The organism is Rhizobium sp. CAU 1783, from assembly GCF_054551725.1.
Window position 1 is genome coordinate 1,066,173 of record NZ_JBTOLM010000001.1, and the last position, 24,891, is coordinate 1,091,063.

The following is a 24,891-nucleotide window of genomic DNA, read 5'->3' on the forward strand; positions in this document are numbered from 1 at the left end:
CGTCCTGCGGTAGAGCGCCGCAGGTCATCAACAGGAAGGAACCGGCATGTCGATCATCCGCAGCCCCGAGCAGCTCCGGGAAATCTATCAGGGGGTGACCGAAGCCTCGCTGGTCAAGGTGACGCCGGCGCTGACGGCGGAGTATCGGCTGATGATCGAGGCCTCTCCTTTCGTCGCTCTCGCCACCGTCGGCCCGGAAGGGCTGGACTGCTCGCCGCGCGGCGACCGGGGGTCCGTGGTTCAGATCGAGGACGAGCGCACGCTCGCGCTTCCCGACTGGCGTGGCAACAATCGCATCGATTCGCTGATGAACATCGTGCGCGATCCGCGTGTCGCGCTGATGTTCCTCGTGCCCGGTTCCAACACTGCGATGCGGGTCAACGGCAAGGCGGTCGTGTCCGTCAATCCGGCACTGCTCGCGAGCTTCGAGATGGATGGCAAGCATCCGCGCAGCGTTGTGCTGGTGACGATCGATGAGGTGTATTTCCAGTGCGCCCGCGCACTCATCCGGTCCGACCTGTGGAACCCGGACAATTTTGTCGATCCGAAGGATCTGCCGACTCCCGGAGATCTTCTGCAGGCGGCAAAGGCTGATTTCGACAAGGCCACCTATGATCGGGAATGGCCGGAACGCGCCGCAAAGACCATGTGGTAGGCCGAAGCGTTTCGCAGCAGTGCCAAGGCCTTGCCGCCCTTGAACGGCTGTGCCAGCGTTGGTCCATGGGTACGGCAGGCAACACACATTTCAACGTGATCGCAGTCGCGGTTCTGACAGTTCTTTGCTCATGCGTCGGCGTGGCGCGTGGGGGAGAACTCAGGATAGACCAGAAGCTTGCGCTTCTGGTCGCCTCCTATCCGGAGACAACTGCCGGCATCGAGGATGGCCGGCTTGTCTTCCGGGATGGCGGGGCTCCGCTCCTCAGCGACGACGGGCAGGTGAAGGACCATTTCGCCAAGTTGGGCGCCGGAGACGTCGAGGACAGCCTGTCCCAGGATTATCCTGTCGGTGCCTGCGAAACGAAGCCGTCCGTCAATTTCGACCCTGGCCGCATACGCAGCGACCCGTTGATGATGCGTCTCTACGGCGCGTCTGCCAGGGAGGTCGAGCGTTCCCTCGTCAATGTCGATTGGTTCGGAACGGTGGTCCGGATGACAAGGCGGCAAAGGGCGGATATTGCGCTCGGGCAGGTCCGCGAGGCCCTGAAATCGATTCCCGGGGTGGGGAAATACGTTTCTCCGAGTGCGGGTACGTTCAACTGGCGCAAGGTCGCGAAGGCGCCGAACATGTCGGTGCACAGCTTCGGCGCGGCCATCGATCTCAATACGGAATATGCCGACTATTGGGTCTGGTCGGGAGGCAAGCCGGGACATGTTCCTGCCCACTCGAACCGCATCCCGATGGCCATCGTGGAGGCGTTCGAGCGGTTCGGCTTCATCTGGGGAGGGCGCTGGTATCGCTATGACACCATGCATTTCGAGTATCGCCCCGAACTAGTCGCGATTGCCAGGGCGGCCGGTGTTTCCGCCTGCCGCTAAGATATCCGAGAAAGTGGAGATTGCCGGACCAACGGTTGTGCTCCGAAGAACCAGAGCATTTCCGGCGAAAGCGCAGTCGCCTTGAATGCTCTATCTCTCTGTCTTCACGCCGTTCAGGCTTTTGCTGGAACAGCTAGAGTGCCAACAGAACGCCTGTCCTGATTGAGCTTTGGCCCTAGCGCTTGTAGATCAGCCAGCTCTTGGTGAAGTCCTTCTTCATGCCGTCTTCGTATATCTTGGTGCGATTGCGGCCGGCATTCTTTGCGCAGTAAAGCGCGATATCGGACTTGGCATAGAGTTCGCCCGGATCTTCCGCGTCGCCGGCCATACAGAAGCCGAGCGAAAGCGTGATCGGGCCGTAATTGACGCCGGTCTTCGAGTTCTTGAAAGGCGTCGTCTCGAGCGCGGTACGAATGCGCTCGCACATCTGGTTGACTTCCTCGGCCGTGTTTCCGTCGACGATCACGGCGAATTCCTCGCCGCCGGTGCGGGCGACGAAGCAGTCCTTGCGGACGTTGGCGCGGATGACGGTCGCAACCGTCGCGAGGATCTTGTCGCCGACCGGATGGCCGTAGGTGTCGTTGATCTTCTTGAAATTGTCGATGTCGGCCAGCACGAGGCCGGTGAGCGGGGCGCTGGTGCCGGAATCATAGATGGCCGCAAGCCGCTCGTCGAAGGCGCGGCGGTTGGCGATGCGGGTCAGCGAGTCGGTGTTGGCGATGCGCTTGTATTCGTCCAGTTCCTTGCGGACCTGATCCATTTCCTGGGATTTCTGCGAGACCTTCTCGACCGTCTTCTCGCCGTGCGCCATGGTGTCGCCGGTCGCTTCGGACAGGATGTTGATGGCGCTACGCAGGATGTCGGCGCTGGTGTGGCTCTTCGAGCTGATGCGGGTGTAGGTTTCGCCGAGCAGCTTGTTGTAGCTTTCGAGCGAGGTCTGTTCCTGCTGGAGAACGCGCAGGAGACCGTCAAGCTCGGCAATCAGCTTGCTGTGGGCATTCTCAATGACCTGGCTCTGGTGGTTGCCGAAATACTGGCGGCCGAGTTCGTCGAGTTCGTCTTGGGTGGCCTTGCTGCCGAGGGCTGCCAGCTCCTTGGTCAGGGTCGGATTGGAGCCGATATAGGCTTCGTAGAAGAGTTCGTAATTGCGCGGGATCGGAGCAACGCCCATGGTCCGCATGGCGTAGGTGATCTGCGCCGCGATGTCGGGGACCTGGGCTTTCGGTGTCGGTGCCGTATTCATCGGCGAACTCCAATTGGCGTCTGGGTCCATGACCCTCTTGATTAATTAGAGCAAAATTATTTGGGAATGTTTAATGCACGTGCCCGAACAATCGTTGGGAAATATTCTCATCTTCTGTGCGTTTGCCCTGTAACGCCATGAATTATCTATGGAATACTGTTCGTCGGAGAAAGGCGGCATTGGATTGTCGCCTTTCTCCGTCGTCGATCGGGTCGTTTTTCGGCTCAGCTCAGGTTGAATTCCTGGAAGAAGTCGTTGCCCTTGTCGTCGGTGACGATAAAGGCGGGGAAGTCTTCGACTTCGATCTTCCAGACGGCTTCCATGCCGAGTTCCGGGTATTCCAGGACCTCGACTTTCTTGATGCAGTCCTGGGCCAGGCGTGCTGCCGGGCCGCCGATGGAGCCGAGATAGAAGCCGCCATGCTTCTTGCAGGCTTCGCGCACGGCACGCGAGCGATTGCCCTTGGCGAGCATCACCATCGAGCCGCCGAAGGACTGGAACTGGTCGACGTAACTGTCCATGCGGCCGGCCGTGGTCGGGCCGAAGGAGCCTGACGCATAGCCCGCCGGGGTCTTGGCCGGACCTGCATAATAGACCGGGTGGTTCTTCAGGTATTCGGGCATGCCTTCGCCCTTTTCCAGGCGCTCGCGGATCTTGGAATGCGCAAGGTCGCGGGCGACGATGATGGTGCCGGTCAGCGACAGGCGCGTCTTGACCGGGTGCTTGGTCAGTTCGGCGAGGATCGCGCTCATCGGCTGGTTGAGGTCGATCTTGACGACCGAGGAAGACAGCGCAGTCTCGTCGATTTCCGGCATGTACTTGGACGGATCGGTTTCGAGCTGCTCGATGTAGATGCCGTCCTTGGTGATCTTGCCGAGCGCCTGGCGGTCGGCGGAACAGCTGACGCCGAGGCCGATCGGCAGCGATGCGCCGTGACGGGGCAGGCGGATGACCCGCACGTCATGACAGAAATACTTCCCGCCGAACTGGGCGCCGACGCCGAGCGACTGGGTGAGCTTGTGGATTTCCTTCTCCATCTCCAGGTCGCGGAAGGCATGGCCGCTTTCGGACCCCTCGGTCGGCAGGCTGTCGAGATAGCGGGCGGAGGCGAGCTTGACCGTCTTCAGGTTCATCTCGGCCGAGAGGCCGCCGATGACGATCGCCAGATGGTAGGGGGGACAGGCCGAGGTACCGAGCGTCAGGATCTTCTCCTTGAGGAAGTCGATCATGCGGTCGTGGGTCAGCAGCGAAGGCGTGCCCTGGAACAGGTAGGTCTTGTTGGCCGAGCCGCCGCCCTTGGCCATGAACAGGAACTTGTAGGCGTCCTCGCCTTCCTCGTAGAGGTCGATCTGGGCCGGAAGGTTGTTGCGGGTGTTCTTTTCCTCGAACATCTTCAGCGGCGCGAGCTGGGAATAGCGCAGGTTCTTGCGCTCGTAGGCATCCATGACGCCCTTGGCCAGCGAATCCTCGTCGCCGCCTTCGGTCCAGACGCGGCGGCCCTTCTTGCCCATGATGATGGCGGTGCCGGTGTCCTGGCACATGGGCAGGATGCCGCCGGCCGCGATGTTGGCGTTCTTCAAGAGGTCATAGGCGACGAAACGGTCGTTGTCGGTCGCTTCGGGATCCTCGAGGATCGAGGCGAGCTGCTTGAGATGGCCGGGGCGGAGGAGGTGGTTGATGTCGGCGAATGCCGTCTCGGCGAGCAGGCGCAGGCCTTCGGGAGCGACGGTCAGCACTTCCTGGCCGTTGAAGTTCGTGGTCGACACGTAGTCCGAGGTGAGCTTGCGGTAGGGTGTCTTGTCTTCGCCAAGAGGAAAAAGGTCTGCGGCCATCAGTCAAAAGCCTTTCGGAGGCACGTTTTCGGATGGCCGTGGTTTACGGCGGCGGCAGTTAAATTTCAATGAGCCTAAAGGGGAAGGAGCAGGGGCAGTATCAGGGCCGGTCCGCTCAGGCCATGTCGCCCATCGAGCGCATGAAGCTCGCGGCCGTGACGTGATCGCGGCCCCTTATCGTCATGCCGGTCTCGTAGGTTTTCTTGAGCTTGAGCTCGAACTCGTGCTGGTCGCAGTTGGATCGCCATTGGGCAAGAGCCTCCTGGACGATCTGGCTGGCGTTGGCGTAGCGCCCGCTCCTGACGAGCGCTTCGATCCGGCTTGCCGTGTCCGGATCGAGGTAGACCGTCAGTGGTTGTTGAGCGACCTGAAGCATGGCGAGAACATTAGCTTATGCGAAGACAGCGATAAATCTGCCTCACGGCCTTAATCCACAGCTTCAGGCCGGTCATCCACAGGCACGACGGCTAAGGGGCGTCCTCATTTCGGGCCAATCATCAGCTCCGGGCGCACATATTCATCGAACTCCTCATTGGTCAGGTACCCTCCGCCGACGGCTTCCTCGCGGAGCGTCGTGCCGTTCTTGTGGGCGGTCTTGGCGATCTTGGCGCAGATGTCATAGCCGAGGCGCGTGTTGAGGGCGGTCACCAGCATCAGCGAGTTCTCGACGCCCTTACGGATGTTGTCCTCGCGAGCCTCGATGCCCACCACGCAATTGTCGGCGAAGGAGCGGGCCGCGTCGCCGAGCAACTGCGTCGACTGCAGGAAATTGTAGGCCATCATCGGATTGTAGACGTTGAGTTCGAAATGGCCCTGGCTGCCGGCAAAGGTGATCGCGGCATTGTTGCCGAAGATGTGGGCGCAGACCTGGGTCAGGGCTTCGGACTGGGTCGGATTGACCTTGCCGGGCATGATCGACGAGCCGGGTTCGTTTTCCGGCAGGGCGAGTTCGCCGAGACCGGCACGCGGACCGGACCCCAGGAAACGGATGTCGTTGGCGATCTTGAAGAGAGCGGCCGCGGCGGCATTGATCGCGCCATGGGCGAAGACCATCGCGTCGTGAGCGGCCAGTGCCTCGAACTTGTTCGGGGCCGTGACGAAGGGCAGGCCGGTGATGGCGGCAATCTCTTCGGCCACCTTCTCAGCAAAGCCAACCGGCGCATTGAGGCCGGTTCCGACGGCCGTGCCGCCCTGGGCGAGTTCATAGAGGCCCGGCAGCGTCAGTTCGATCCGCCGGATGGCGGACGCGACCTGCGCGGCATAGCCGGAGAACTCCTGGCCAAGCGTCAGCGGTGTCGCATCCTGGGTGTGCGTGCGGCCGATCTTGATGATGTGAGCGAAGGCTTTCGCTTTCGAGTCAAGGGTCTGGTGCAGATGCTTCAGATTTGGAATCAAGTGGCGGACGATCTCCTCCGCGCAGGCGATGTGCATGGCCGTCGGATAGGTGTCGTTCGACGACTGGCTCATGTTGACGTGGTCATTCGGGTGGACGGGCTTCTTCGATCCCATCACGCCGCCGAGCATTTCGATCGCCCGGTTGGAAATCACCTCGTTGGCGTTCATGTTCGACTGGGTGCCGGAACCGGTCTGCCATACGACCAGCGGAAAATGGTCATCGAGCTTGCCGTCGATCACCTCCTGAGCCGCCTTGACGATCACCGCGCCGAGCGCCGGGTCGAGGCCTCCGAGCGCCATGTTGGCGCGGGCTGCAGCCTGCTTGACGATGCCGAGGGCGCGCACGACCGCGAGCGGCTGTTTTTCCCAGCCGATCTTGAAGTTGCCGCGCGAACGCTCCGCCTGCGCGCCCCAGTAGCGGTCGGCTGCCACGTCGATCGGTCCGAAGGTGTCGCTCTCAGTGCGGGTGCTGGTCATGGTTCATGCCTTTTCAGTTGTCGTGCCCAGAGAATATTTAGTCCGCGATCGACCGCGCGCAACCGCAATCCATGTAAAGTTTACTGGGTATATCATGTTATTTCGCGGCCAATTGACCTCTTGAAAATTTCTACTATTCATGATTTCTGGAAATATGGATACGAAACAGACTCTCGATGCGCTTTCTGCGCTTGCCCATGACGGCCGTCTCGCCATCTTCCGGCTCCTGGTGCGGAATGCGCCGGAGGGCATGAACGCCGGTGATATCGCGACCGCCCTCAATTTTAGAGCCAATACCCTGTCGGCCAACCTGACGGTTCTTGCCAATGCCGGGCTGGTCGACAGCGAGCGGGAAGGTCGGCACATCCGCTATCGCGCAGACCTCGAGGCGATGCGTGGCCTGATGGCTTTCCTGCTGGAAGATTGTTGCGGCGGTTCGCCCGACATTTGCCGGCCTATCCTTGAAGAAATCACCTGTCGTTGCTGAAGGACTGACCATGGCCCAGGATCATTTCAACGTTCTCTTCCTCTGCACCGGGAATTCCGCCCGGTCGATCCTTGCGGAGGCCTGTCTCAACCGCGAAGGCAAGGGGCGTTTCACCGCCTATTCCGCAGGGTCGCATCCGAAGGGCGAGGTTCATCCCCTGGCGATCGAACTCCTGAAGCGGGCGAACTATGACACATCCGGCCTGCGCTCCAAGAGTTGGGACGAGTTTGCCGTCGCGGGTGCACCGAAAATGGATTTCGTCTTCACGGTTTGCGATTCCGCCGCGGCGGAGTCCTGCCCAGTCTGGCCCGGTCAACCGATGACGGCGCATTGGGGAGTGGCCGACCCAGCAGCCGTCGAAGGTTCGGCGACGGAAAAGGCGCTGGCGTTCGCGGATGCCTTCCGCATGCTCAACAACCGCATCTCCATCTTCGTCAATCTGCCGATTGCCAGTCTCGACAAGCTGTCGCTGCAGCAGCGCCTATCCGATATCGGCCGGAAGAACTGAGCGCGAAGTGGTGGCGGAAAACATGCGATCGACATTGACGGCGCGTCTCCTCGGCGAAGGGCTTGGGACCCTGTTACTCCTTGCGACGGTGATCGGTTCCGGCATCATGGGAGAAACCCTGTCGGGCGGCAACGTGGCGATCGCACTCCTCGGCAACACCATGGCGACCGGGGCCGTGCTCGTGGTGCTGATCACCATGCTCGGCCCGGTCTCGGGGGCGCATTTCAATCCGGCGGTGACGCTCGTCATGCTGTTGGCGCGCGAGATCTCCCTGCGTGAGGCCGTCCTCTACGTCCTGGTCCAGGTGATTGCCGCCGTCGCGGGCGTCTGGCTGGCGCATGGGATGTTCGATCTCGACATCTGGCAGGTCTCCGAAAAGGTGCGTAGCGGCGGCGCTCAATGGCTTTCTGAGACTGTCGCTACCTTCGGGTTGGTCGCGACCATTCTGCTGACACGCCGGTTCCGTCCCGACCACGTCCCAGTGTCGGTCGGGCTCTACATCACGGCAGCCTACTGGTTCACGGCGTCGACCTCGTTCGCCAATCCCGCGGTGACGCTGGCCCGCTCTTTCTCCAACACGTTTGCCGGCATTCGCCCGGGCGATGTCGCACCTTTCGTCGCGGCGCAGCTTCTGGGCATGATGCTGGCCTGGATCGTCGCTCGCGTCTTGCTGGACACGGTGTCCGAGAAATCCTGACCTGCCGGTCCAATGGCGTGTCAAATTTGGCACGCTGCCCTGCAAAGTCGTCGGCTCAACTCTGGGGGCAATCCTCCCGACTGGCTGCCTGCTGTTCGCGGTTAAGGAAAAATTAGCGAATATTTTCATTAAAGTCACCGCAGGCGTCCGAGGACGGGCGCCTGCGGATTCACGCAAAATTGAAATTCGGCTGTGCGTCCCGGCGAGCGGCGACAACTTTTCAATGATATGCCAATCGGCTAGTGATCCGCGCCAACAGAGGCCGCGCCGATTTGCGGCGACCGCGTCGACAGGACACATCGGGAACGAGAGCAAGAATGAAAAGCTACAACAAGATCGCGGTGACGGCAGTGCTTGCCGCGGTGACGGCGCTCGGCGCCCTTCCTCAGACTGCCCAGTCCGCCACGCTGCTCGATCTCTTGAGGGGCGGGCCCGGTGCCCAGAAGAAGAAGCCCGGCATCAGCACGATTATCGAGCCGCAGGCCCAGGGCGGTCTGGAAATGGGCGACCCCGAGCCGCTGCCGAAAGTCTCCGGCCCGCGCTATTACACTTATAAGGTCGAAGCCACGCGGCCGATCGTCGTTCCGGCGGCCGATCCGGCGGTTGCGCCGACGGGGGACGCCTCGCCGCTGCGCCGGTTCCTCACCGTTGCCGGTGTCCGTGCTCCCGACGATATCGCGAGCGCCGTCGAAGCCTATTACAAGGACGGCAAGCCGCTCATCTGGGTCAGCGAAACCGGCGTGACCGAACGGGCCCGCCAGATGCTTGCCGCCTTCGGTTCGGTCGACGCCTCTGGGCTCTCTCCCGAAGATTACACGATTGCCCTGCCGAACGAGACCGCCGATCCGGCCGATCCCGACAAGCTGTCGCGCGAACTGGCCCGTTTCGAGCTCCTCATGTCGGTCAAGGTCCTGACCTATGTCGGCGATACCGAGCGCGGCCGCGTCGATCCCAACAAGATCTCGGGCTATCACGACTTCAAACGCAAGGCGGTCAACTTCAAGCCGGTGCTCAACATGGTGCGGCTCAGCCCGGATGTCGGCGCCTATCTGCGGTCGCGTGATCCGGACAATGCCCAATTCCAGGCGATGAAGGCGGAGCTGGCAAGCCTGAGGGCTGCCGAGGCGGAAGCCGGGACGGCGATCCGCATTGCGGACGGCACGTTGCTGAAGCCCGGCCAGAGCAATCCGGAGCTCGCCAATATCATCAACGCGATCAAGGCGCAGGCCTCCGACGCGGTGAAGACCGAGCATTCCGCGGTACTGACCGCCTACGCCGGCACGCCGGACTATACGCCGGAACTGGTTGCGGTCGTCGAGGCGTTCCAGAAGGAGAAGGGCCTGAAACCGGACGGTGTCGTCGGACGGGCAACCATCCGTGCGCTGACCGGCCACAGCAATGCGGAGAAGATCGAGAAGCTGATCGTCGCGATGGAACAACTGCGCTGGCTGCCGAACGATCTCGGCTCGCGCTACGTCTTCATCAATCAGCCTGCCTTTACCGCCTATTACATCAACGAAAGCCGCGAGCAGCTGTCGATGCGGGTCGTGGTCGGGTCGAAGTCGAACCAGACCTACTTCTTCCAGGACCAGATCGAGACCGTCGAGTTCAACCCCTACTGGGGCGTTCCGAAGTCGATCATCGTCAACGAGATGCTGCCGAAGCTCAGGGCCGATCCGACCTATCTCGATCGTCTCGGTTATGAGGTGAGCTACCAGGGTCGCAAGGTCTCGTCGAGCCAGGTCGACTGGAACACGACCCACAGCGTCGACGTGCGCCAGCCGCCGGGCAGCGACAATGCGCTTGGCGATCTGAAGATCCTGTTCCCGAACGCCCACTCGATCTACATGCACGACACGCCTTCGAAGAGCTTCTTCCAGCGCGACATGCGTGCGCTCAGCCATGGCTGCGTGCGCCTTTCGGAGCCGCGCGTGATGGCTGCGGCCGTGATGGGCACTACGACGGCGGAGATCTCCAAGCAGATTGCTTCCGGCCAGAACCGTGCCGTGCAGGTGCCGCAGAAGCTTCCGGTCTATGTCGCCTACTTCACGGCGTGGCCGAACAAGGACGGGAAGCTCGAGTATTTCGACGACGTCTACGGGCGCGACGACTATACCCGCAAGGCCTTCAAGGCGATCACCGACGCGCGTGCGCCGCGCAGCTGATCGCGGCGATCACGATAGATGTGGAAGAAGGCGGACCTGGCGGCCCGCCTTTTTTCATGCCCGCAGCATGTCGCTGAGAAATGCCGGGGTCAGTTCGTCGAAGTGGGCGATCTGGCGGTCCGCGCCGAGCTCGGCGACCGGCACGTCGGAATAGCCGAAGGGCACCACGACGGAGGGGATGCCGGCATTGCGGGCGGCGAGGATGTCGTTGACACTGTCGCCGATCATCACCGCGACGCGCGGGTCGCCACCGGCCTTTTCGATCGTCGCCGTCAGGTGGCCCGGGTCGGGTTTCTTGACCGCGAAGGTGTCTCCGCCGGCGACTGCGGCGAAATGGTGTGCCAGACCGAGCTTCTCGACCAGCGGAACGGCGAGGGATTCCATCTTGTTGGTGCAGACGGCCAGGCGAAAGCCCGCGGCTTTCAAACGGTCGAGGGCTTCGACGAGGCCTGGATAAGGCCGGCTGTCTCCCGGCATGCCGGCCATGTAGTGCTCGATGAACCGGTCGAGGAGCGGCTGGATCTCGGTTTCCGCGAGCGGTGCGCCGCGCAGCGCGAAGGCGCGGGCGATCATCGCGCGGGCGCCCTGGCCGACGAGAAATGTCAGATCGTCATAGCCGACGGGTGCGAGGTCTGCCGCCGCGATCGTGTGGTTGAGGCTGGCGACGAGATCCGGCGCAGTATCAACGAGCGTACCGTCGAGGTCGAAGACGATGGTGGGAGCGGTCAAGGGTGGTCTCCGTCGGTCGGGAAATTTGTTGCCGTCCAACGGCGGTAGGCGAAAGATCGGCAAAAGGCAACCGCTACAGGGGTATCGCAAAGGGGCTTTCGTTTGATCCGCGAGCCGTGTAAACAGGCGACGACGAAACGGACAGGAGCTTTTGGCGCATGGACGCCCGCGAAATGAAGATTAAGGCTGCAGCAGCGGCTTTGGAGCATGTCGAAGATGGGATGCGTCTCGGCATCGGCACCGGTTCTACCGCGGAGGAGTTCGTCCGGCTGCTGGCCGAAAAGGTGGCAGGAGGCCTCAAAGTTGAAGGCGTACCCACCTCGGAGCGTACTGCGCGCCTCTGCCTCGAACTCGGGGTGCCGCTGAAGTCGCTCGACGAACTGCCGCAGCTCGACCTGACCATCGACGGCGCCGACGAAGTCGATGCCAAGCTTCGCCTGATCAAGGGTGGTGGTGGAGCACTGCTGCGCGAGAAGATCGTCGCGGCCGCCTCCGAACGCATGATCGTGATCGCCGACGAGAGCAAGGTCGTCGACCTGCTCGGCCGTTTTCCCCTGCCGATCGAGATCAATCCCTTCGGCCAGGCGGCCACGCGGATCGCCGTGGAAAAGGTCGCCGAACGGCTTGGCCTGACCGGCGAGATGAAGCTGCGTGAGTCGGGCGACGGCCTCTTCACGACAGACGGTGGACATCTCATTCTCGACGCATCTTTTGGCCGCATTCCTGATGCAGAGGCCTTGGCGATCGCGCTCAATTCAATCCCCGGTGTGGTCGAGCACGGGCTTTTCATCAACTTGGCCTCGCTCGCCATCATCGCCGGTCCGGCGGGTGCGCGTGTGATGCATGCACAGAACTAAACAGGAGCAATGGATTTCATGATCGGATTTTCGGGTTTGACGCGTCTCGCGTCTGTCACCGTCATTGCCGGTGGCCTCTTCACGGGCTTTTCCGCACAGGCGCAGGACGTCCCGCCAGAGCACGTTCAGGCTGCCCGCGCGGCGATTGCGGCCCTCGGTGTGACCGACCGTTTCGACAACATCCTGCCGAACGTTTCCGAGCGCCTGAAGGTACAGCTGATCCAGGCCTATCCGAACCTTGAGGACACCATTGCGTCCAAGGTCGATGAAGAAGCACTGAAACTCGCGCCGCGCCGTGGCGACCTCGAGCGCGAAGCCGCTCTGGTCTACGCCAAGGCCTTCACCATCGACGAACTCAAGGCGATGACCGAGTTCTACACCAGCGATGCCGGCAAGAAGCTTCTGAAAGACGGCCCGATCGCCACGCGCGAGCTGGTCAAGGCTGCCGACATCTGGACCGCCGGCGTTGCCCGCGATCTCGAAAAGCAGGCTAATGACGCACTGCTGAAGGAAGTCCAGGCGGCCCAGCCGGCTGCTCCGGCGGCGGAGGCTCCGGCGGCGGAAGCCCCGAAGCCGTAATCTTCGGCCGATTGCAATTCCCAGAGCCCGGACATCGTTCCGGGCTTTTCTTTTTGTTGCGACGCACCCTATATCAGGTCCGTTGTTCCCACCGCTGATTTGCAAGGAGAGTTTCCATGTCCGATTTCGATTATGATCTGTTCGTGATCGGTGGCGGGTCGGGTGGCGTGCGCAGCGCGCGCGTCGCGGCCTCGCTCGGCAAGAAGGTGGCGATCGCCGAGGAATACCGGTTCGGGGGAACCTGCGTCATTCGCGGCTGCGTGCCGAAGAAGCTCTTCGTCTATGCCTCGCAGTTTCACGAGCATTTCGAAGACGCTGCAGGCTACGGCTGGTCCGTCGGCGAGTCGAAATTCGACTGGCCGACGCTGATCGCGGCGAAGGACAAGGAAATCACCCGTCTCGAAGGGCTCTACCGCAAGGGGCTCGAGAACAACGGCGCCGAGATCTTCGAGACCCGTGCGGAGATCGCTGGACCGAACAGCGTGCGCCTTGTCAAGAGCGGTCAGGTCGTCACCGCGGAACGGATCGTGATTGCCGTCGGCAACGGACCGAACCCGCATGCGGCCCTGCCGGGCCATGAACTGTGCATCTCGTCCAACGAGGCCTTCGATCTCAAGGAACTGCCGCGCGCGATCGTGATCGCCGGCGGCGGCTATATCGCGGTCGAGTTCGCCAACATCTTCCATGGTCTCGGCGTCGAGACGACGCTGATCTATCGCGGTGCCGAGATCCTCAGCCGTTTCGACCATGACATGCGCCGCGGGCTGCATGAGGCCATGGAAGCCAAGGGGATCCGAATCCTGTGCCATGAACTGATCGAGGAGGTCAGCAAGCGGGACGACGGCCGGCTTGTGGCCCGGACGAAGAACAATGGCGAACTCGTCTCCGACCAGGTGATGCTGGCGCTCGGCCGCGATCCCTTCACCAAGGGGCTTGGACTCGAGACGGCCGGGGTGGTGACCAACGAACGGGGCGCGATCGTCGTCGACCAGTATTCGCGTACCAACGTGCCGAGCATCTTTGCCCTCGGCGACGTCACCGACCGAGTCCAGCTGACGCCGGTGGCGATCCACGAGGCGATGTGCTTCATCGAGACGGAGTACAAGGGCAACCCGACGTCACCGGATCACGACCTGATCGCGACGGCGGTCTTCTCGCAGCCGGAGATCGGTACCGTCGGCCTTTCGGAAGAGGAAGCGGCCAAGCGTTTCGGCGAACTCGAGATTTACCGCGCGCAGTTCCGTCCGATGAAGGCGACGCTTTCGGGCCGGGCGGAGAAGACGATCATGAAGCTGATCGTCAACGCCGCCGACCGCAAGGTCGTGGGCGCCCATATCCTCGGCCACGATGCGGGCGAGATGGCGCAAATTCTCGGGATCACGCTGAAGGCCGGCTGCACGAAGGACGATTTCGACCGGACCATGGCCGTCCATCCGACGGCTGCGGAAGAGTTGGTGACCATGTATAGCCCGAGCTATCGGATCCGCAACGGCGAGCGAGTCTGATCAGCAGGGCAGGGCGCCCAACAAAAGATGCCCCGTCCGGTGGACGGGGCAATTCATGCGGAAGGAACCTCGGATCGGCGCAAGGCCGCCCATCCGACAAGGCCGAAACGCGGGAGCACCGTCGGTGTTCCATCACGCGTTCGACAAATTTCAGGTGAAAGCCAGAACCGGTGCGGAGAGCACCAGAAGTCCGAGACAGGACGCGACGGCAATCTTCAGCCGGCGAATGCGCTTCGTTCGAACACCACTCCAATCATACGCCATAACACGGATCCTCATGATCGTTACTGATACGCGGGAGCCGCCTCATGCCGCGCCCGAGTGACGGGGATCACATCCCTCGTCCTGTCCGCAGTAGCGGCCGGGGCTGGCGCGAAGCTTGTAACAAGCATTGCGAGCGCAACCTTTCGGCTGCGCCTAAAATTAGAGTATGACAATTTTCGAAAGGGCGCCAGTGTCGCGACTTTCGTGCACAACAATCCACAGGCGCCGGTCGAGGGAGTTTGCCTTCGCTAAAGCGGGTCAGGCGGCGGCCAGCCAGTCGATTGCCGGTTCCCACAGCGTGTCGCGGAAGGTTGGGCGGAAGAAGCCGAGATGGCCGATCGGCTGTCCGTCGGTATCCGCCGGCGAGACGCGCCGTCGCTCCACGGGGGCGCCTGTATAGGCCTTGAGGATGGCCTCCTGGGCCCGGGGCGTGCCCCATCGGTCGTCTGCCACGCCGATCGAAAGGATCGGCGTCTTCACCTCGGCGAAGCGGCGTACGGCGTCCATGCGCCGGTCGGCGAAGAAGTAGTCGGGCGACCGGCCCCAACGGGCCCATTGGCGGAAGACCGTGCCTGGCAGTGTCTGCCCGAGGCCGATCCAGCCTGGGACGCGGCCGGTCAGGAGTGCCAGTGGCACGCCGACCAGGTTCATCGAGGCAAAAACCTTGTAAGGTTCGTCGGTATAGGCCCAGTGGCCGGACATCACCGCGACCATCAGATAGCGGTCGAACTGGTTGGCGCGCCCGCAAAGCCCGAGGGCCTGGCCGCCGAAGGATTGGCCGATCCCGACCACGCGGTGGCCGGGTGCGACCGCCTGCAGGCGGTCAAGCGCGGCCGGCAGGTCCTTTTCGGCCCAGTCGAGCATCTTCGGTTTGGTCTTCCACCCGACCGGTGGCCGCGAGGCCGCCACGCCGCGGTAGTCGTAGGTCAGCACCGCGCGGAAACCGTGACGGGCGACCAGATGTTCGGCGAAGCGGGCATAGATCCCCCGCGGCACCGCGGCGGCCGAGGAGATCAAGGCCAGCGGGCCGTCGCCGGTGCCCTGGAACAGCGTGCCGGCGAGCGGAAAACGATCGGCCGCCGCAAAATGGATGTCCCTGCGCTCGATCTCCGGCTTCGTCTCCATTGTCGAACCTCCTCCGTCCAACAGTCCTGCGAGGCCGTAATTCTTACGTTTACGTTCATGTAAATGCAAGATGGCGTTCGTCACGCCGCAGAGCGGGTTACATCGCGGTGGTCGCTGCCTGTCCCCTCGATGCCTCCGCGGTGCCGACTTTGGGGCGGCCGGGAGACAGCGGGGCAGAAAGTCTCGAATCGATGCCGGATGCTCTTCAACTTCGGCTTTGCAAGGCAAATATTAGGGTTTATAAGCCCCCATCCAAAGCGGCCGGGAGGAGGCCGCCTTTTTCGAAAAGCAGGTGACGATCATGGCACAGAATTGGACCCCGAGCAGCTGGCGACAGAAGCCGATCAAGCAGGTTCCGGCCTATCCGGATCAGGAGGCTTTGAAGACCGCGGAGCAGCAGCTCGCGTCTTATCCGCCGCTCGTCTTTGCGGGCGAGGCCCGTCGCCTGAAGAAGGCGCTTGCCAACGTGGCGGAAGGCAATGGCTTCCTGCTGCAGGGTGGTGACTGCGCAGAGAGCTTCGCCGAACACGGCGCCGACACGATCCGCGACTTCTTCCGCGCCTTCCTGCAGATGGCCGTCGTGCTGACCTTCGGTGCCCAGCTGCCGGTGGTCAAGGTCGGTCGTATCGCCGGCCAGTTCGCCAAGCCGCGTTCGTCGGATTTCGAGAAGATCGACGGCGTCGAGCTGCCGAGCTACCGCGGCGACATCATCAACGGCATCGAATTCACGCCGGAAGCCCGCATTCCGAACCCGGAACGCCAGATCATGGCGTACCGCCAGTCGGCCGCGACGCTGAACCTGCTGCGCGCCTTCGCGATGGGCGGCTATGCCAACCTCGACAACGTTCACCAGTGGATGCTCGGTTTCATCAAGGACAGCCCGCAGGCCGAACGCTACCGCAAGTTGGCCGACCGGATCTCCGAGACGATGGACTTCATGAAGGCCATCGGGATTACCCCGGAAAACAATCCGAGCCTGCGCGAGACTGATTTCTTCACCAGCCACGAAGCCCTGCTTCTCGGCTATGAGGAAGCGCTGACCCGCGTTGATTCCACCTCGGGCGACTGGTACGCGACGTCCGGCCACATGATCTGGATCGGCGACCGCACTCGTCAGGCCGACCATGCGCATCTCGAATACTGCCGCGGCATCAAGAACCCGATCGGTCTGAAGTGCGGTCCGTCGCTGCAGGCGGACGACCTCCTGAACCTGATCGACATCCTGAACCCGCAGAACGAAGCCGGTCGCCTGACGCTGATCTGCCGTTTCGGCCACGACAAGGTTGCCGAGCACCTGCCGCGTCTCATCCGCGCCGTCGAGCGCGAGGGCCGCAAGGTCGTATGGTCGTGCGATCCGATGCACGGCAACACGATCACACTCAACAACTACAAGACCCGTCCGTTCGAGCGGGTCCTGTCGGAGGTCGAGAGCTTCTTCCAGATCCACCGCGCCGAAGGCTCGCATCCGGGCGGCATCCACATCGAGATGACCGGCAAGGACGTGACCGAGTGCACCGGCGGCGCCCGCGCGGTAACCGCGGACGACCTGCAGGATCGGTACCACACCCATTGCGACCCGCGCCTCAATGCCGACCAGGCACTGGAACTCGCCTTCCTGCTCGCCGAGCGGATGAAGGGCGGTCGTGACGAAAAGCGGATGATGGTCGCGAACGGCTGATCTAGAGCAAAGCGCAGTTGAAGCAGGCCGGTGCGGACACGCGCCGGCCTCTTCTATTTCTGCCTACTGAACGAGAACCGGCTGGCGGCAGCTCGCATAGCTCACGCGGATGTCGGCCTCACCGATCCGGATACCGAAGGCCAGCAGCGTGTTGTAGAGGATAAGGTCTGCCGGGATCGTGAGATTGGCGAGTGTTTCCGAGAGCGCTCCGGCGACGGCCTTTGGCGTGCCCAGCGTCAGTCCGGCAATGTGGATGTCTGCGTCGAGGCTGCGCAGCAGGGAGAACTGGAGCGTCGTCAGCGTCTGGCTGGTCGCGACTGTCTTGACTTCCTTTTGCGCAATGTCGGTCGGCGTAAAGGTCAGCATCTTCTTTTCGAGATTGGTCGCATTGCCGTAGGCGATCCCCTCGATGTTCACCAGAGCGGAGGACACGAGTTTCGCTTTGGTAGCGCGTGGCTTGGTTCCAAAGTTGGCGAAGGCGCGGGTATCGACGTCTCCCAGTGCGAGTTCGACAACGCCCGGCACGGCTTCTACCCGGGCGTCAGCATCGCCGTTCTGGCCCCGGCAGTGGATCTCGGCCAGTCGGGCCTCTCCGTGGGCAACCTCGAGGTAGAGAGGCAGCCGGACCTTGAGACCGGCAAGAGCGCCTGATCCTCCGGCGGTCAGTTCCAGCGAAAGCCGGGTTTGAGCGGTCCGAACCGTCGTGCCCACCCCGCCGACGGCAGCATGGCTCGATTCCACCGGTGGTTCGCCGACGGCTACGTTAAGCTTCGCCGCGGCAAGGCCAGGAACGGCGAGGCCGAGATCGAGGGCGAGTTGTGATTTGCCGTTGGCGGCCGAGGCGGCGGCCGACACCACTTCGAACAGTCCGACCGTGACGTCGAGATTGTCCGCAGTGCCGATGACGCGTTGCGAATAGGGCCCGGCATCCAGGATCCGCGAAAGCTTCAGCTTCACGCTTGTCCTGTTGGCGGCTTTCTCGAGCTCCTTGAGCGCCGCCAAAGACTGCGCGCCAACGCGGTTGGCAGCGATGATGGCGTGAATGAAGGATCCGAGCGTAATGTCGGTCTTTACAACGTCATCGTAGGTGGGTGCGGACATGTTGAGGTCTGCAGCCAGGGCGTCAATCGTGCCGAGCACCTCGATGTCGGAACTGAGGAGCGCGCGGTAGTCCATCAGGTCGAGATCGACGCTGGTCCCCAGCAATCCTGAAAGCACCGCGTTCAGGATGCCGTCATGCAGGCTCGCAAGGCGTGTTCCAATCGAGAAGGCGGCGATCTTGTGCGCAGCGGCTGTGCCGACGGCTGAGATCCTGGGAGGATCGGCGAAGGCGCTGGCAAAGTAGAGGTTACCGGCGCGCTCAATATGTACCTTGACGGCATCCGGTGCCGTGTTCGTGCTGACGAAGCGGGCGTCGACGGGAAGTTCCGGATCGGCCGTGTAACGACCGGGCGTCACCGTTGCAATGAGCGGATAGTCGGTGGCCAGGTCGAGGGGTTTCATTCCGTCGGCCGTCAGGATGCCGTTGCTGCCGGCGATCGGCATTTCCAGCCCGTTCATGGCGAGGTGTTCGTAAGCGGCCCGCTGGGGATCGGAAAGGTTCGAGACGGCCACGATTGCCGCGAGATCCGCCGCCTGCTGTAGCTCTTTCTGCTGGAGGGTAAGGTTTCCGTAGTCGACCCCAAGGGCAAGGGTGACGATCAGAAGCGGCGACACGAGCCCTGCTGTCACGCCGATGTTTCCGCATTGCTCGGCCTTCAGTCGCGAAAAGACTGTTCGGATACCATGCATGTCAGATACCCCCGATGCGGATGGTTGCGTAACGCTGGATGGTGTCGCTCGGCATCATGAAGCTGTAGAGATGCCAGACCGGCAAATTGGTCGTGTCGTAGGTGATGCTGACGGTGAATTGGTTCGGGTTGTTGGGATTGTCGCTGACCGAGACGGAAAAGGCTTCGCCGTCGATGAAGGCATAGTCCGATGTCGAGGTGCGGACGAAGCCTTCGGCAAGCTGCTGGCGCTCCCGAGCGTCCAGACCGGCGACCGCCGTTCGCGCGGCGTCCGATGTGATCTGCTGAACCGCGTGACTCGCGCTCAGGTAGATTCCATAGCCGATCATGGAAAAGACGGCCATGAAGAAGACGGGGGCAAGAATGGCAAATTCGATCGCGGAACTGCCGCGATGATCGTTCAGAAAGCGCCTCATTGCCAACATTTCAAAGATCCCTTCCCTAAAATGTAATTTAGCGATATATAAAATGACCAATTTGTTAAGGTCTAATTACTTTGTTGAGGGCAATTTTCGCGTGTATCCAAAAAACATATTTGAGGGTTGATTCGGGGCGCCCGTTCCTGCGTTCTGCAGCAAAACTCAATCGACAGATCAATGATTTGAGATTGACCGGCTGTGCCACCGCTCCCATTCTGCCGTTCGTCATCGATCGGGCGAGGAGAGCAGCAAAATGGAACAGGTGCGAACCGGAAAGTGCCTCTGTGGGATGGTCCGGTTCTCGACGGTCGGTCCCGTACGCGAGATTGTCTACTGCCATTGCTCGCAATGCCGGCGTCAGACTGGGCTCTATTATGCGGCGACCAATGTGCCGCTGGATCGGATCACCGTTTCAGGGAGTGAGGCCGTGTCGTGGTATCGGGCGACTCCAGACGCTGAGCGCGGATTCTGTCGGCAATGCGGATCCGCTCTCTTCTGGCGTCGTGGCGGGGACGATTACATCTCGGTAATGGCCGGAGCCTTCGATCAGCCGAGCAGCCTCCGATCGGGCTACCACATCTACTGCGCCGACAAAGGCGATTTCTACGAGATCGCGGACGGACTGCCGCAGTTTCAGGCCGGAACGCCGGTCACTGCGGCGAACGACGTCTGAGCGTTCGGGGCGGCGTCTGCCGCCTGGATGCCGATACCCAGTTCGGTGATCGCGTGGTGAAACGCCTGTTCCAGCCCATAGAACTTGGCGGACTGCCAGACAAAATAGTCGTCCACGAAACGGCGTGAAAGCCACAGCGTGCCGCGTCGCCGCGGTTGTTGCCAGCCGAGCAGGCTTTCCGCTTCCGCCTTCTTGAACATGCGCTTCAGATTGGTTGCGGAGATCATGTAGCTGTCGCTGAGTTCGGTCAGCGACAGTGCACCAATGTCGATCCGTTCGAGGCCGGCATTGTCTTGCGGAAGGCGCGAAATCATGTCGTGCAGCACCATGCCGCCGAGGTCCGACCAGAGAAAATGGCCGATCGTCTCGGCGGGATCGCGCCAGGTCGGATCTTCGACGAGGAGGGCGGCGGCATAGGGCTGGGCGATGCGGAAGATACGCGGGTCGGCCGCGCACGCGGCTTCCCGGGAGCCCCCGTCGAGCCGGTCGAGGCAGGCCATGTGGCCCATGAACCAGGCGTTCATCGCGCCGTAGGCGGTCTCGGTGGTTTCCAGCACGCGCACGCGACGGTCGGGCACGTCGGGGATGTCACGGAGGAACTTATAGGCGACGAGCTCGGCGAGGAATCCGGTCGCCGTGTTACGGCTGGCGGCGCCGAGCTTCATGACGATCTCAACGAAGCGGGTCGCGGTGAGGCCCGAAAGCGGGTCGTCGTCGCGACGCTGGAGCGAGAGCGCAAAAAGGGAATGGGTCATCAGCCACTTGCGGTGGGATGCCTTCAGCCGCGACAGACGCGGTGTGCGGATGTGGATACCGATCAGATGTTCGGCGATCTGCTTCTCGATGGTCGGGAAGAGGGGATGCGCAGCAATTTCGGTGCGGGTCAGTGGCCGCATGGCTCGTTCACGCTCTGCTCAAGTGTTCAATAGCAATATTCGCCCGTCGAAGGACCTGGCCCGCGAAACGGCGGAGCTGGTGGCCAAGGAGGAGGCTTTCCCTCGCTAGACGGTATTCATATCCGTAGTGTGTCAATGGCGCGTTTCCGCGTCACACGCAAGTCATACATTATGGAAAGGTTAGTGCCAGCGAACCATGACCGATTTGTGGTCCGCCGGCGGGGCGCCGTCAGCTTTCAGCGCCTGTGCGTTCGACCTGCTCGGGGAAGAAGCGTTCGGTGCCGAAACCGTCGCCGAACATCTGGTCATGTTGCAGGAAGCGGTAGTCGCGGATCATGGGGTCGATCGGCTCGCCATTCGTCGCCCAGTCCGGATGGGTGCGCTCGCCGCGCTCGATCAACTGGTGGCGATCGATGACCGCATAGCGCTCGTTCAGCCTGCCGAGAACGCCGGTGTAGAAGGGGTGACGGTAGCCGGCGAGGCGCACCACATAATAGGGCAGCTGCGACGGGCTGACAGAACCGATGTCCTTCTGGACGCCGCGCTTGGATGACCAGACGACAAGCGGGGTCTCGTGCTCCCGCTTCATGATGCTGACCGGGGCCTTACGGGTGGCAACCACGTCGGGCATGTAGCCGGTGTCGGTGTATACGTTGCCGAGCGGCGGGAGATGGTCGCCGAAAAGCACGATGATCGTTTCGCGACGACGCTTCTTGGCCCAGTCCATCAGCGCCTTCAGGCTGCTGTCGGCCTCGCGGACGCCCTGCGCATAGGTCGCGAGGCTGTCGCGGTTTTCCGGGGCAAGGGCCGTCGATTCGATGCCGATCGTGTTCTTCGCGTAGCGGTTCTTCTCGTAGGGGCCGTGGCCCTGCAGGGTGACGGCGAAGAAGAAGAAGGGTTCCTTGGTCTGGTCGGCAGACCGGATGATTTCCTTCGTCAGCGCATCGTCGGATGCGAAGAGACCGCGCTTGTCCAACACCGGCATGTTTTCTTCCGAGCGGAAGCTGTCGAAGCCGAGCGAGCGATAGACATTCGAGCGGTTCCAGAACCAGCTCTGGAAGGGATGGAACGCGCGGGTCGTGTAGCCCTTGGACGAGAAGAAGGTTGCCAGCGACGGCAAGGGGCGGCGCACATATTGCTGGTAGGGAATGCTGCCATAGGGCAGGAAGGCGTTGGAGAAGCCGGTTAGCGCCTCGAACTCGACATTGGCCGTCATGCCGCCGAATTCGGGCGAGAACAGGTTACCCGAGGACGCGGCACGGATCGTCGGCATCGGATCGGGCGACAGTTTCGCATTGGTGATGCGGGTCGGATCCCACAGGGACTCGCTCATCACCATGATGACGTCGGCATTGCGACCGCCGAAGAAGCTCGCCGGCAGGCGTTCCGGTGCGATGTCGGCGATAACCTCGGAATTGTAGCCCTGCGGCGCCTGGACATTGGCCATCGGCACGTTGAAGGCGAAGGCCAGAAGGAAGCCGTTGTGGCGATAGTTTTCCTGCTGATCCCACATCATGGGGACGATGTTGAGGCGGTCGCGCAGGTAGGAAAAGGAATTCGGGTTCATCAGCGACAGGAAGCCGCCGATCAGAGGAAGCGCCACGACGAGGCGGACGAGCTTCGACTGGGCCGAAAGCGAAGGGAAGTGGCGGCGGCCGAGCACGAGCAGATAGGCGAGCAGCGCCAACAGCCCGACCACACCGAGGACGAGGCCGATGGAGGCGAAGGGGCGGGCCGCGAACATGACGGGCACCAGTTCGCCGATCTGGCGGCCGAACAGCATGTCGCTCGGATAGAGCGGGTCGGACAGATATTGCTGCTTCTGCATGGACAGAAAGGCAGGAAGGATCGCGAGCGGCACGAGTACGAGAGCCGACTGGTAGACACGGCCGAAGACGGCGTCTACAGCGATGAAGAGCAGGAACAGGACGCCGACCGCCACCATTCCGGGGCGGGCAGAGGACAGGAGATAGTCGGAGACGTCGATCAGCGTACCGCGGGCCAGCCATTCGGTTACGATGATCGTCAACAGCGCCAGCAGCAACGAGTTGACGATGCGCATGGAGCCGCGCAGCGCGGTCACCCTGGCCGTGGACGCGGCACCGCTCGGGGCGTCTTCAACCGACATTCGGGGCTCGGAGATAATCTCGGCCAACTCGCTCTCCAGCAGAAAAGATGGTTTCATAAAAGTTTCGCATAGCTGTCACATAACCGTTATGAACGCCAGATGAACCATGGCGCACCGGTCTTTGTTCCCCGCATTTCCTTGACAGCTGTGGCGCCGCGAACGCGGCATTTGAATACCCGCCGTTGCGAAGGCCGGACGCACGCGCTAAACGATGGACATGAGCGAGATTCAGACCCGACCCGACACCCTTCGCATCGCAATCGCGCAGCTTGATTCCACCGTGGGCGACGTTGCCGGCAATCTTGCCAAGGCAAGGGAAGCTCGGGCGGAGGCGTCGGTCCACGGCGCGGATCTCGTGCTTTTCACCGAGCTTTTCATCTCGGGCTATCCGCCGGAAGATCTCGTTCTCAAGGCGGCCTTCCTCAAGGCATGCCTTTCGGCTGTCGAACAGCTGGCGGCTGATACCGCCGACGGCGGGCCTGGCGTGATTATCGGTTTCCCGCGTCAGGACGACAAGGGCCGCTACAATTCGATCGCTGTCCTGGACAACGGCAAGATCATTGCGACGCGCGACAAGATCGATCTGCCGAACTATGGCGAATTCGACGAGAAGCGTGTCTTCGTCGCCGGCGAGATGCCGGGGCCTGTCAACTTCCGCGGCGTCCGCCTCGGCATCCCGGTCTGCGAGGACATCTGGGGCGAACTCGGCGTTTGCGAGACGCTCGCCGAGTCTGGTGCCGAGATGCTGCTCGTGCCGAACGGCTCGCCCTATTATCGCGGCAAGGTGGACGTGCGCCATCAGGTCGTGCTGAAACAGGTCATCGAGACCGGCCTGCCGATGATCTATGCGAACCAGCTCGGCGGCCAGGATGAACTGGTCTTCGACGGTGCGAGCTTCGCGTTCAACGCCGACAAGACGCTGGCCTTCCAGATGAGTCAGTTCGAGGCGACCGTGTCCGTGACGACCTGGAAACGGGCGCAGGACGGATGGCGGTGCGGCGACGGGCCGATGTCGCGCATTCCGGAAAAGGAGGAGGCCGATTACCGGGCCTGCGTCCTCGGATTCCGTGACTACGTCAACAAAAACGGTTTCAAGAGCGTCGTGCTGGGCCTTTCCGGCGGCATCGACTCCGCCATCTGCGCGGCAATCGCAGTCGATGCTCTGGGCGAGGAGCGGGTGCGCACGATCATGCTGCCCTATCGCTATACCTCGCAGGATTCACTTGCCGATGCTGCGGCCTGCGCCAAGGCGCTCGGCTGCCACTACGACACAGTGCCGATCGCCGAGCCGGTCGAAGGTTTCCTCTCGGCGCTGTCCGACATGTTCGAGGGGACTGAAAGCGGCATCACCGAAGAGAACCTGCAGAGCCGCGCGCGCGGCACCATTCTGATGGCGATCCCCAACAAATTCGGCTCGATGGTGGTGACGACCGGCAACAAGTCGGAAATGTCGGTCGGTTATGCGACGCTCTACGGCGACATGAACGGCGGCTTCAATCCGATCAAGGACCTCTACAAGATGCAGGTCTATGCGTTGGCTGCCTGGCGCAACGGCCATGTGCCGCCGGGTGCGCTCGGCCCCTCTGGTGAAGTCATTCCGCAAAACATCATTTCTAAGGCGCCGTCGGCGGAACTCCGTCCGAACCAGACGGACCAGGATTCGCTGCCGCCTTATCCGGTGCTCGACGACATTCTCGAATGCCTGGTCGAGCGGGAAATGTCGGTTGACGAGATCGTTGCACGCGGTCACGACGTCGCCACCGTTCACCGGGTCGAACATCTGCTTTATCTTGCCGAATACAAGCGCCGCCAGTCAGCGCCGGGGGTGAAGATCACCCGCAAGAATTTCGGCCGGGATCGTCGCTATCCGATCACCAATCGCTTCCGCGACCGCTGAGGCGGCCGGCG

General features: G+C 62.2%; 22 protein-coding genes. 12 read left to right on the forward strand and 10 right to left on the reverse strand.

The features are described 5' to 3' along the window. Positions 1 to 46: 46 nt before the first annotated feature. Both ACX93L_RS04885 and ACX93L_RS04890 read left to right on the forward strand, forming a co-directional pair. Positions 47 to 655 carry a pyridoxamine 5'-phosphate oxidase family protein gene (locus tag ACX93L_RS04885; protein WP_459403783.1) on the forward strand — a complete coding sequence of 203 codons (609 nt, stop codon included), beginning with the start codon at positions 47 to 49 and terminating at the stop codon, positions 653 to 655. Between the two features lie 65 nt (positions 656 to 720). After that, on the forward strand, positions 721 to 1,536 hold the full coding sequence (locus tag ACX93L_RS04890) for a M15 family metallopeptidase (RefSeq protein WP_459403784.1): 816 nt from the start codon (positions 721 to 723) through the stop codon (positions 1,534 to 1,536). Positions 1,537 to 1,711: 175 nt separating this feature from the next. Here ACX93L_RS04890 and ACX93L_RS04895 read toward each other — a convergent pair whose 3' ends face one another. The 4 genes from ACX93L_RS04895 to fumC all read right to left on the reverse strand — a co-directional run bounded on the left by ACX93L_RS04895 (position 1,712) and on the right by fumC (position 6,483). Beyond that, on the reverse strand, positions 1,712 to 2,779 hold the full coding sequence (locus tag ACX93L_RS04895; protein WP_459403785.1) for a GGDEF domain-containing protein: 1,068 nt from the start codon (positions 2,777 to 2,779) through the stop codon (positions 1,712 to 1,714). Between the two features lie 224 nt (positions 2,780 to 3,003). Beyond that, positions 3,004 to 4,611 carry a fumarate hydratase gene (locus tag ACX93L_RS04900; protein ID WP_459403786.1) on the reverse strand — a complete coding sequence of 536 codons (1,608 nt, stop codon included), beginning with the start codon at positions 4,609 to 4,611 and terminating at the stop codon, positions 3,004 to 3,006. A gap of 115 nt (positions 4,612 to 4,726) precedes the next feature. Next, entirely contained in the window at positions 4,727 to 4,987 is a 261-nt protein-coding gene (locus ACX93L_RS04905) for a ribbon-helix-helix domain-containing protein (RefSeq protein ID WP_459403787.1), read from the reverse strand. 104 nt (positions 4,988 to 5,091) lie between these two features. After that, positions 5,092 to 6,483: a class II fumarate hydratase gene (fumC, locus tag ACX93L_RS04910; protein ID WP_459403788.1), complete on the reverse strand. Its 1,392-nt coding sequence runs from the start codon at positions 6,481 to 6,483 to the stop codon at positions 5,092 to 5,094. 154 nt (positions 6,484 to 6,637) lie between these two features. On the opposite strand from fumC, the gene ACX93L_RS04915 reads away from it, so the two are divergent. The 4 genes from ACX93L_RS04915 (at position 6,638) to ACX93L_RS04930 (ending at position 10,340) form a co-directional block, all read left to right on the forward strand. Continuing rightward, a complete protein-coding gene (locus ACX93L_RS04915; RefSeq protein ID WP_459403789.1) occupies positions 6,638 to 6,970 on the forward strand; it encodes an ArsR/SmtB family transcription factor in 333 nt (110 codons plus the stop codon). A 10-nt stretch (positions 6,971 to 6,980) separates the two neighbouring features. After that, on the forward strand, positions 6,981 to 7,478 hold the full coding sequence (locus tag ACX93L_RS04920) for an arsenate reductase ArsC (protein WP_459403790.1): 498 nt from the start codon (positions 6,981 to 6,983) through the stop codon (positions 7,476 to 7,478). Positions 7,479 to 7,500: 22 nt separating this feature from the next. After that, complete coding sequence (locus ACX93L_RS04925; RefSeq protein ID WP_459403791.1) at positions 7,501 to 8,175, forward strand: aquaporin; 675 nt, start codon at positions 7,501 to 7,503, stop codon at positions 8,173 to 8,175. Between the two features lie 317 nt (positions 8,176 to 8,492). Then, the gene (locus tag ACX93L_RS04930; protein ID WP_459403792.1) at positions 8,493 to 10,340 is read left to right on the forward strand and encodes a L,D-transpeptidase family protein; all 1,848 of its coding nucleotides are present in this window, start codon (positions 8,493 to 8,495) and stop codon (positions 10,338 to 10,340) included. 54 nt (positions 10,341 to 10,394) lie between these two features. Here the strand turns inward: ACX93L_RS04930 and gph are convergent, their stop codons facing one another. Beyond that, complete coding sequence (gene gph / locus ACX93L_RS04935) at positions 10,395 to 11,069, reverse strand: phosphoglycolate phosphatase (protein WP_459403793.1); 675 nt, start codon at positions 11,067 to 11,069, stop codon at positions 10,395 to 10,397. Between the two features lie 158 nt (positions 11,070 to 11,227). Between gph and rpiA the strand changes: the two genes are divergently transcribed. The 3 genes from rpiA to gor all read left to right on the forward strand — a co-directional run bounded on the left by rpiA (position 11,228) and on the right by gor (position 14,010). Then, positions 11,228 to 11,926 (forward strand): ribose-5-phosphate isomerase RpiA, encoded by a 699-nt coding sequence (gene rpiA / locus ACX93L_RS04940; protein ID WP_459403794.1) that lies wholly within the window; start codon positions 11,228 to 11,230, stop codon positions 11,924 to 11,926. A gap of 18 nt (positions 11,927 to 11,944) precedes the next feature. Continuing rightward, positions 11,945 to 12,505 carry a DUF2059 domain-containing protein gene (locus tag ACX93L_RS04945; protein WP_459403795.1) on the forward strand — a complete coding sequence of 187 codons (561 nt, stop codon included), beginning with the start codon at positions 11,945 to 11,947 and terminating at the stop codon, positions 12,503 to 12,505. Positions 12,506 to 12,621: 116 nt separating this feature from the next. Further along, positions 12,622 to 14,010, forward strand: coding sequence for a glutathione-disulfide reductase (gor, locus tag ACX93L_RS04950; RefSeq protein WP_459403796.1), 1,389 nt, complete (start codon positions 12,622 to 12,624; stop codon positions 14,008 to 14,010). 522 nt (positions 14,011 to 14,532) lie between these two features. Here the strand turns inward: gor and ACX93L_RS04955 are convergent. Further along, a complete protein-coding gene (locus ACX93L_RS04955) occupies positions 14,533 to 15,399 on the reverse strand; it encodes an alpha/beta hydrolase family protein (protein WP_459403797.1) in 867 nt (288 codons plus the stop codon). A 301-nt stretch (positions 15,400 to 15,700) separates the two neighbouring features. Here ACX93L_RS04955 and ACX93L_RS04960 point away from each other — a divergent pair, with 301 nt between their 5' ends. Continuing rightward, the gene (locus tag ACX93L_RS04960) at positions 15,701 to 17,077 is read left to right on the forward strand and encodes a class II 3-deoxy-7-phosphoheptulonate synthase (RefSeq protein WP_169587573.1); all 1,377 of its coding nucleotides are present in this window, start codon (positions 15,701 to 15,703) and stop codon (positions 17,075 to 17,077) included. A gap of 63 nt (positions 17,078 to 17,140) precedes the next feature. Here ACX93L_RS04960 and ACX93L_RS04965 read toward each other — a convergent pair whose 3' ends face one another. Both ACX93L_RS04965 and ACX93L_RS04970 read right to left on the reverse strand, forming a co-directional pair. Continuing rightward, positions 17,141 to 18,808, reverse strand: coding sequence for a TadG family pilus assembly protein (locus tag ACX93L_RS04965; protein WP_459403798.1), 1,668 nt, complete (start codon positions 18,806 to 18,808; stop codon positions 17,141 to 17,143). 61 nt (positions 18,809 to 18,869) lie between these two features. Next, positions 18,870 to 19,292, reverse strand: coding sequence for a TadE/TadG family type IV pilus assembly protein (locus tag ACX93L_RS04970; RefSeq protein WP_459403799.1), 423 nt, complete (start codon positions 19,290 to 19,292; stop codon positions 18,870 to 18,872). Between the two features lie 247 nt (positions 19,293 to 19,539). Here ACX93L_RS04970 and ACX93L_RS04975 point away from each other — a divergent pair, with 247 nt between their 5' ends. Further along, the gene (locus tag ACX93L_RS04975) at positions 19,540 to 19,959 is read left to right on the forward strand and encodes a GFA family protein (protein WP_459403800.1); all 420 of its coding nucleotides are present in this window, start codon (positions 19,540 to 19,542) and stop codon (positions 19,957 to 19,959) included. Here ACX93L_RS04975 and ACX93L_RS04980 read toward each other — a convergent pair. Both ACX93L_RS04980 and ACX93L_RS04985 read right to left on the reverse strand, forming a co-directional pair. After that, a complete protein-coding gene (locus ACX93L_RS04980) occupies positions 19,920 to 20,855 on the reverse strand; it encodes a hypothetical protein (RefSeq protein WP_459403801.1) in 936 nt (311 codons plus the stop codon). The two genes, ACX93L_RS04975 and ACX93L_RS04980, sit on opposite strands and share 40 nt — an antisense overlap. A 229-nt stretch (positions 20,856 to 21,084) precedes the next feature. Next, positions 21,085 to 22,983, reverse strand: coding sequence for an LTA synthase family protein (locus ACX93L_RS04985; protein ID WP_459403802.1), 1,899 nt, complete (start codon positions 22,981 to 22,983; stop codon positions 21,085 to 21,087). Between the two features lie 217 nt (positions 22,984 to 23,200). Here ACX93L_RS04985 and ACX93L_RS04990 point away from each other — a divergent pair, with 217 nt between their 5' ends. Continuing rightward, positions 23,201 to 24,880 (forward strand): NAD+ synthase, encoded by a 1,680-nt coding sequence (locus ACX93L_RS04990; RefSeq protein WP_459403803.1) that lies wholly within the window; start codon positions 23,201 to 23,203, stop codon positions 24,878 to 24,880. The last annotated feature ends 11 nt before the right edge of the window (positions 24,881 to 24,891 follow it).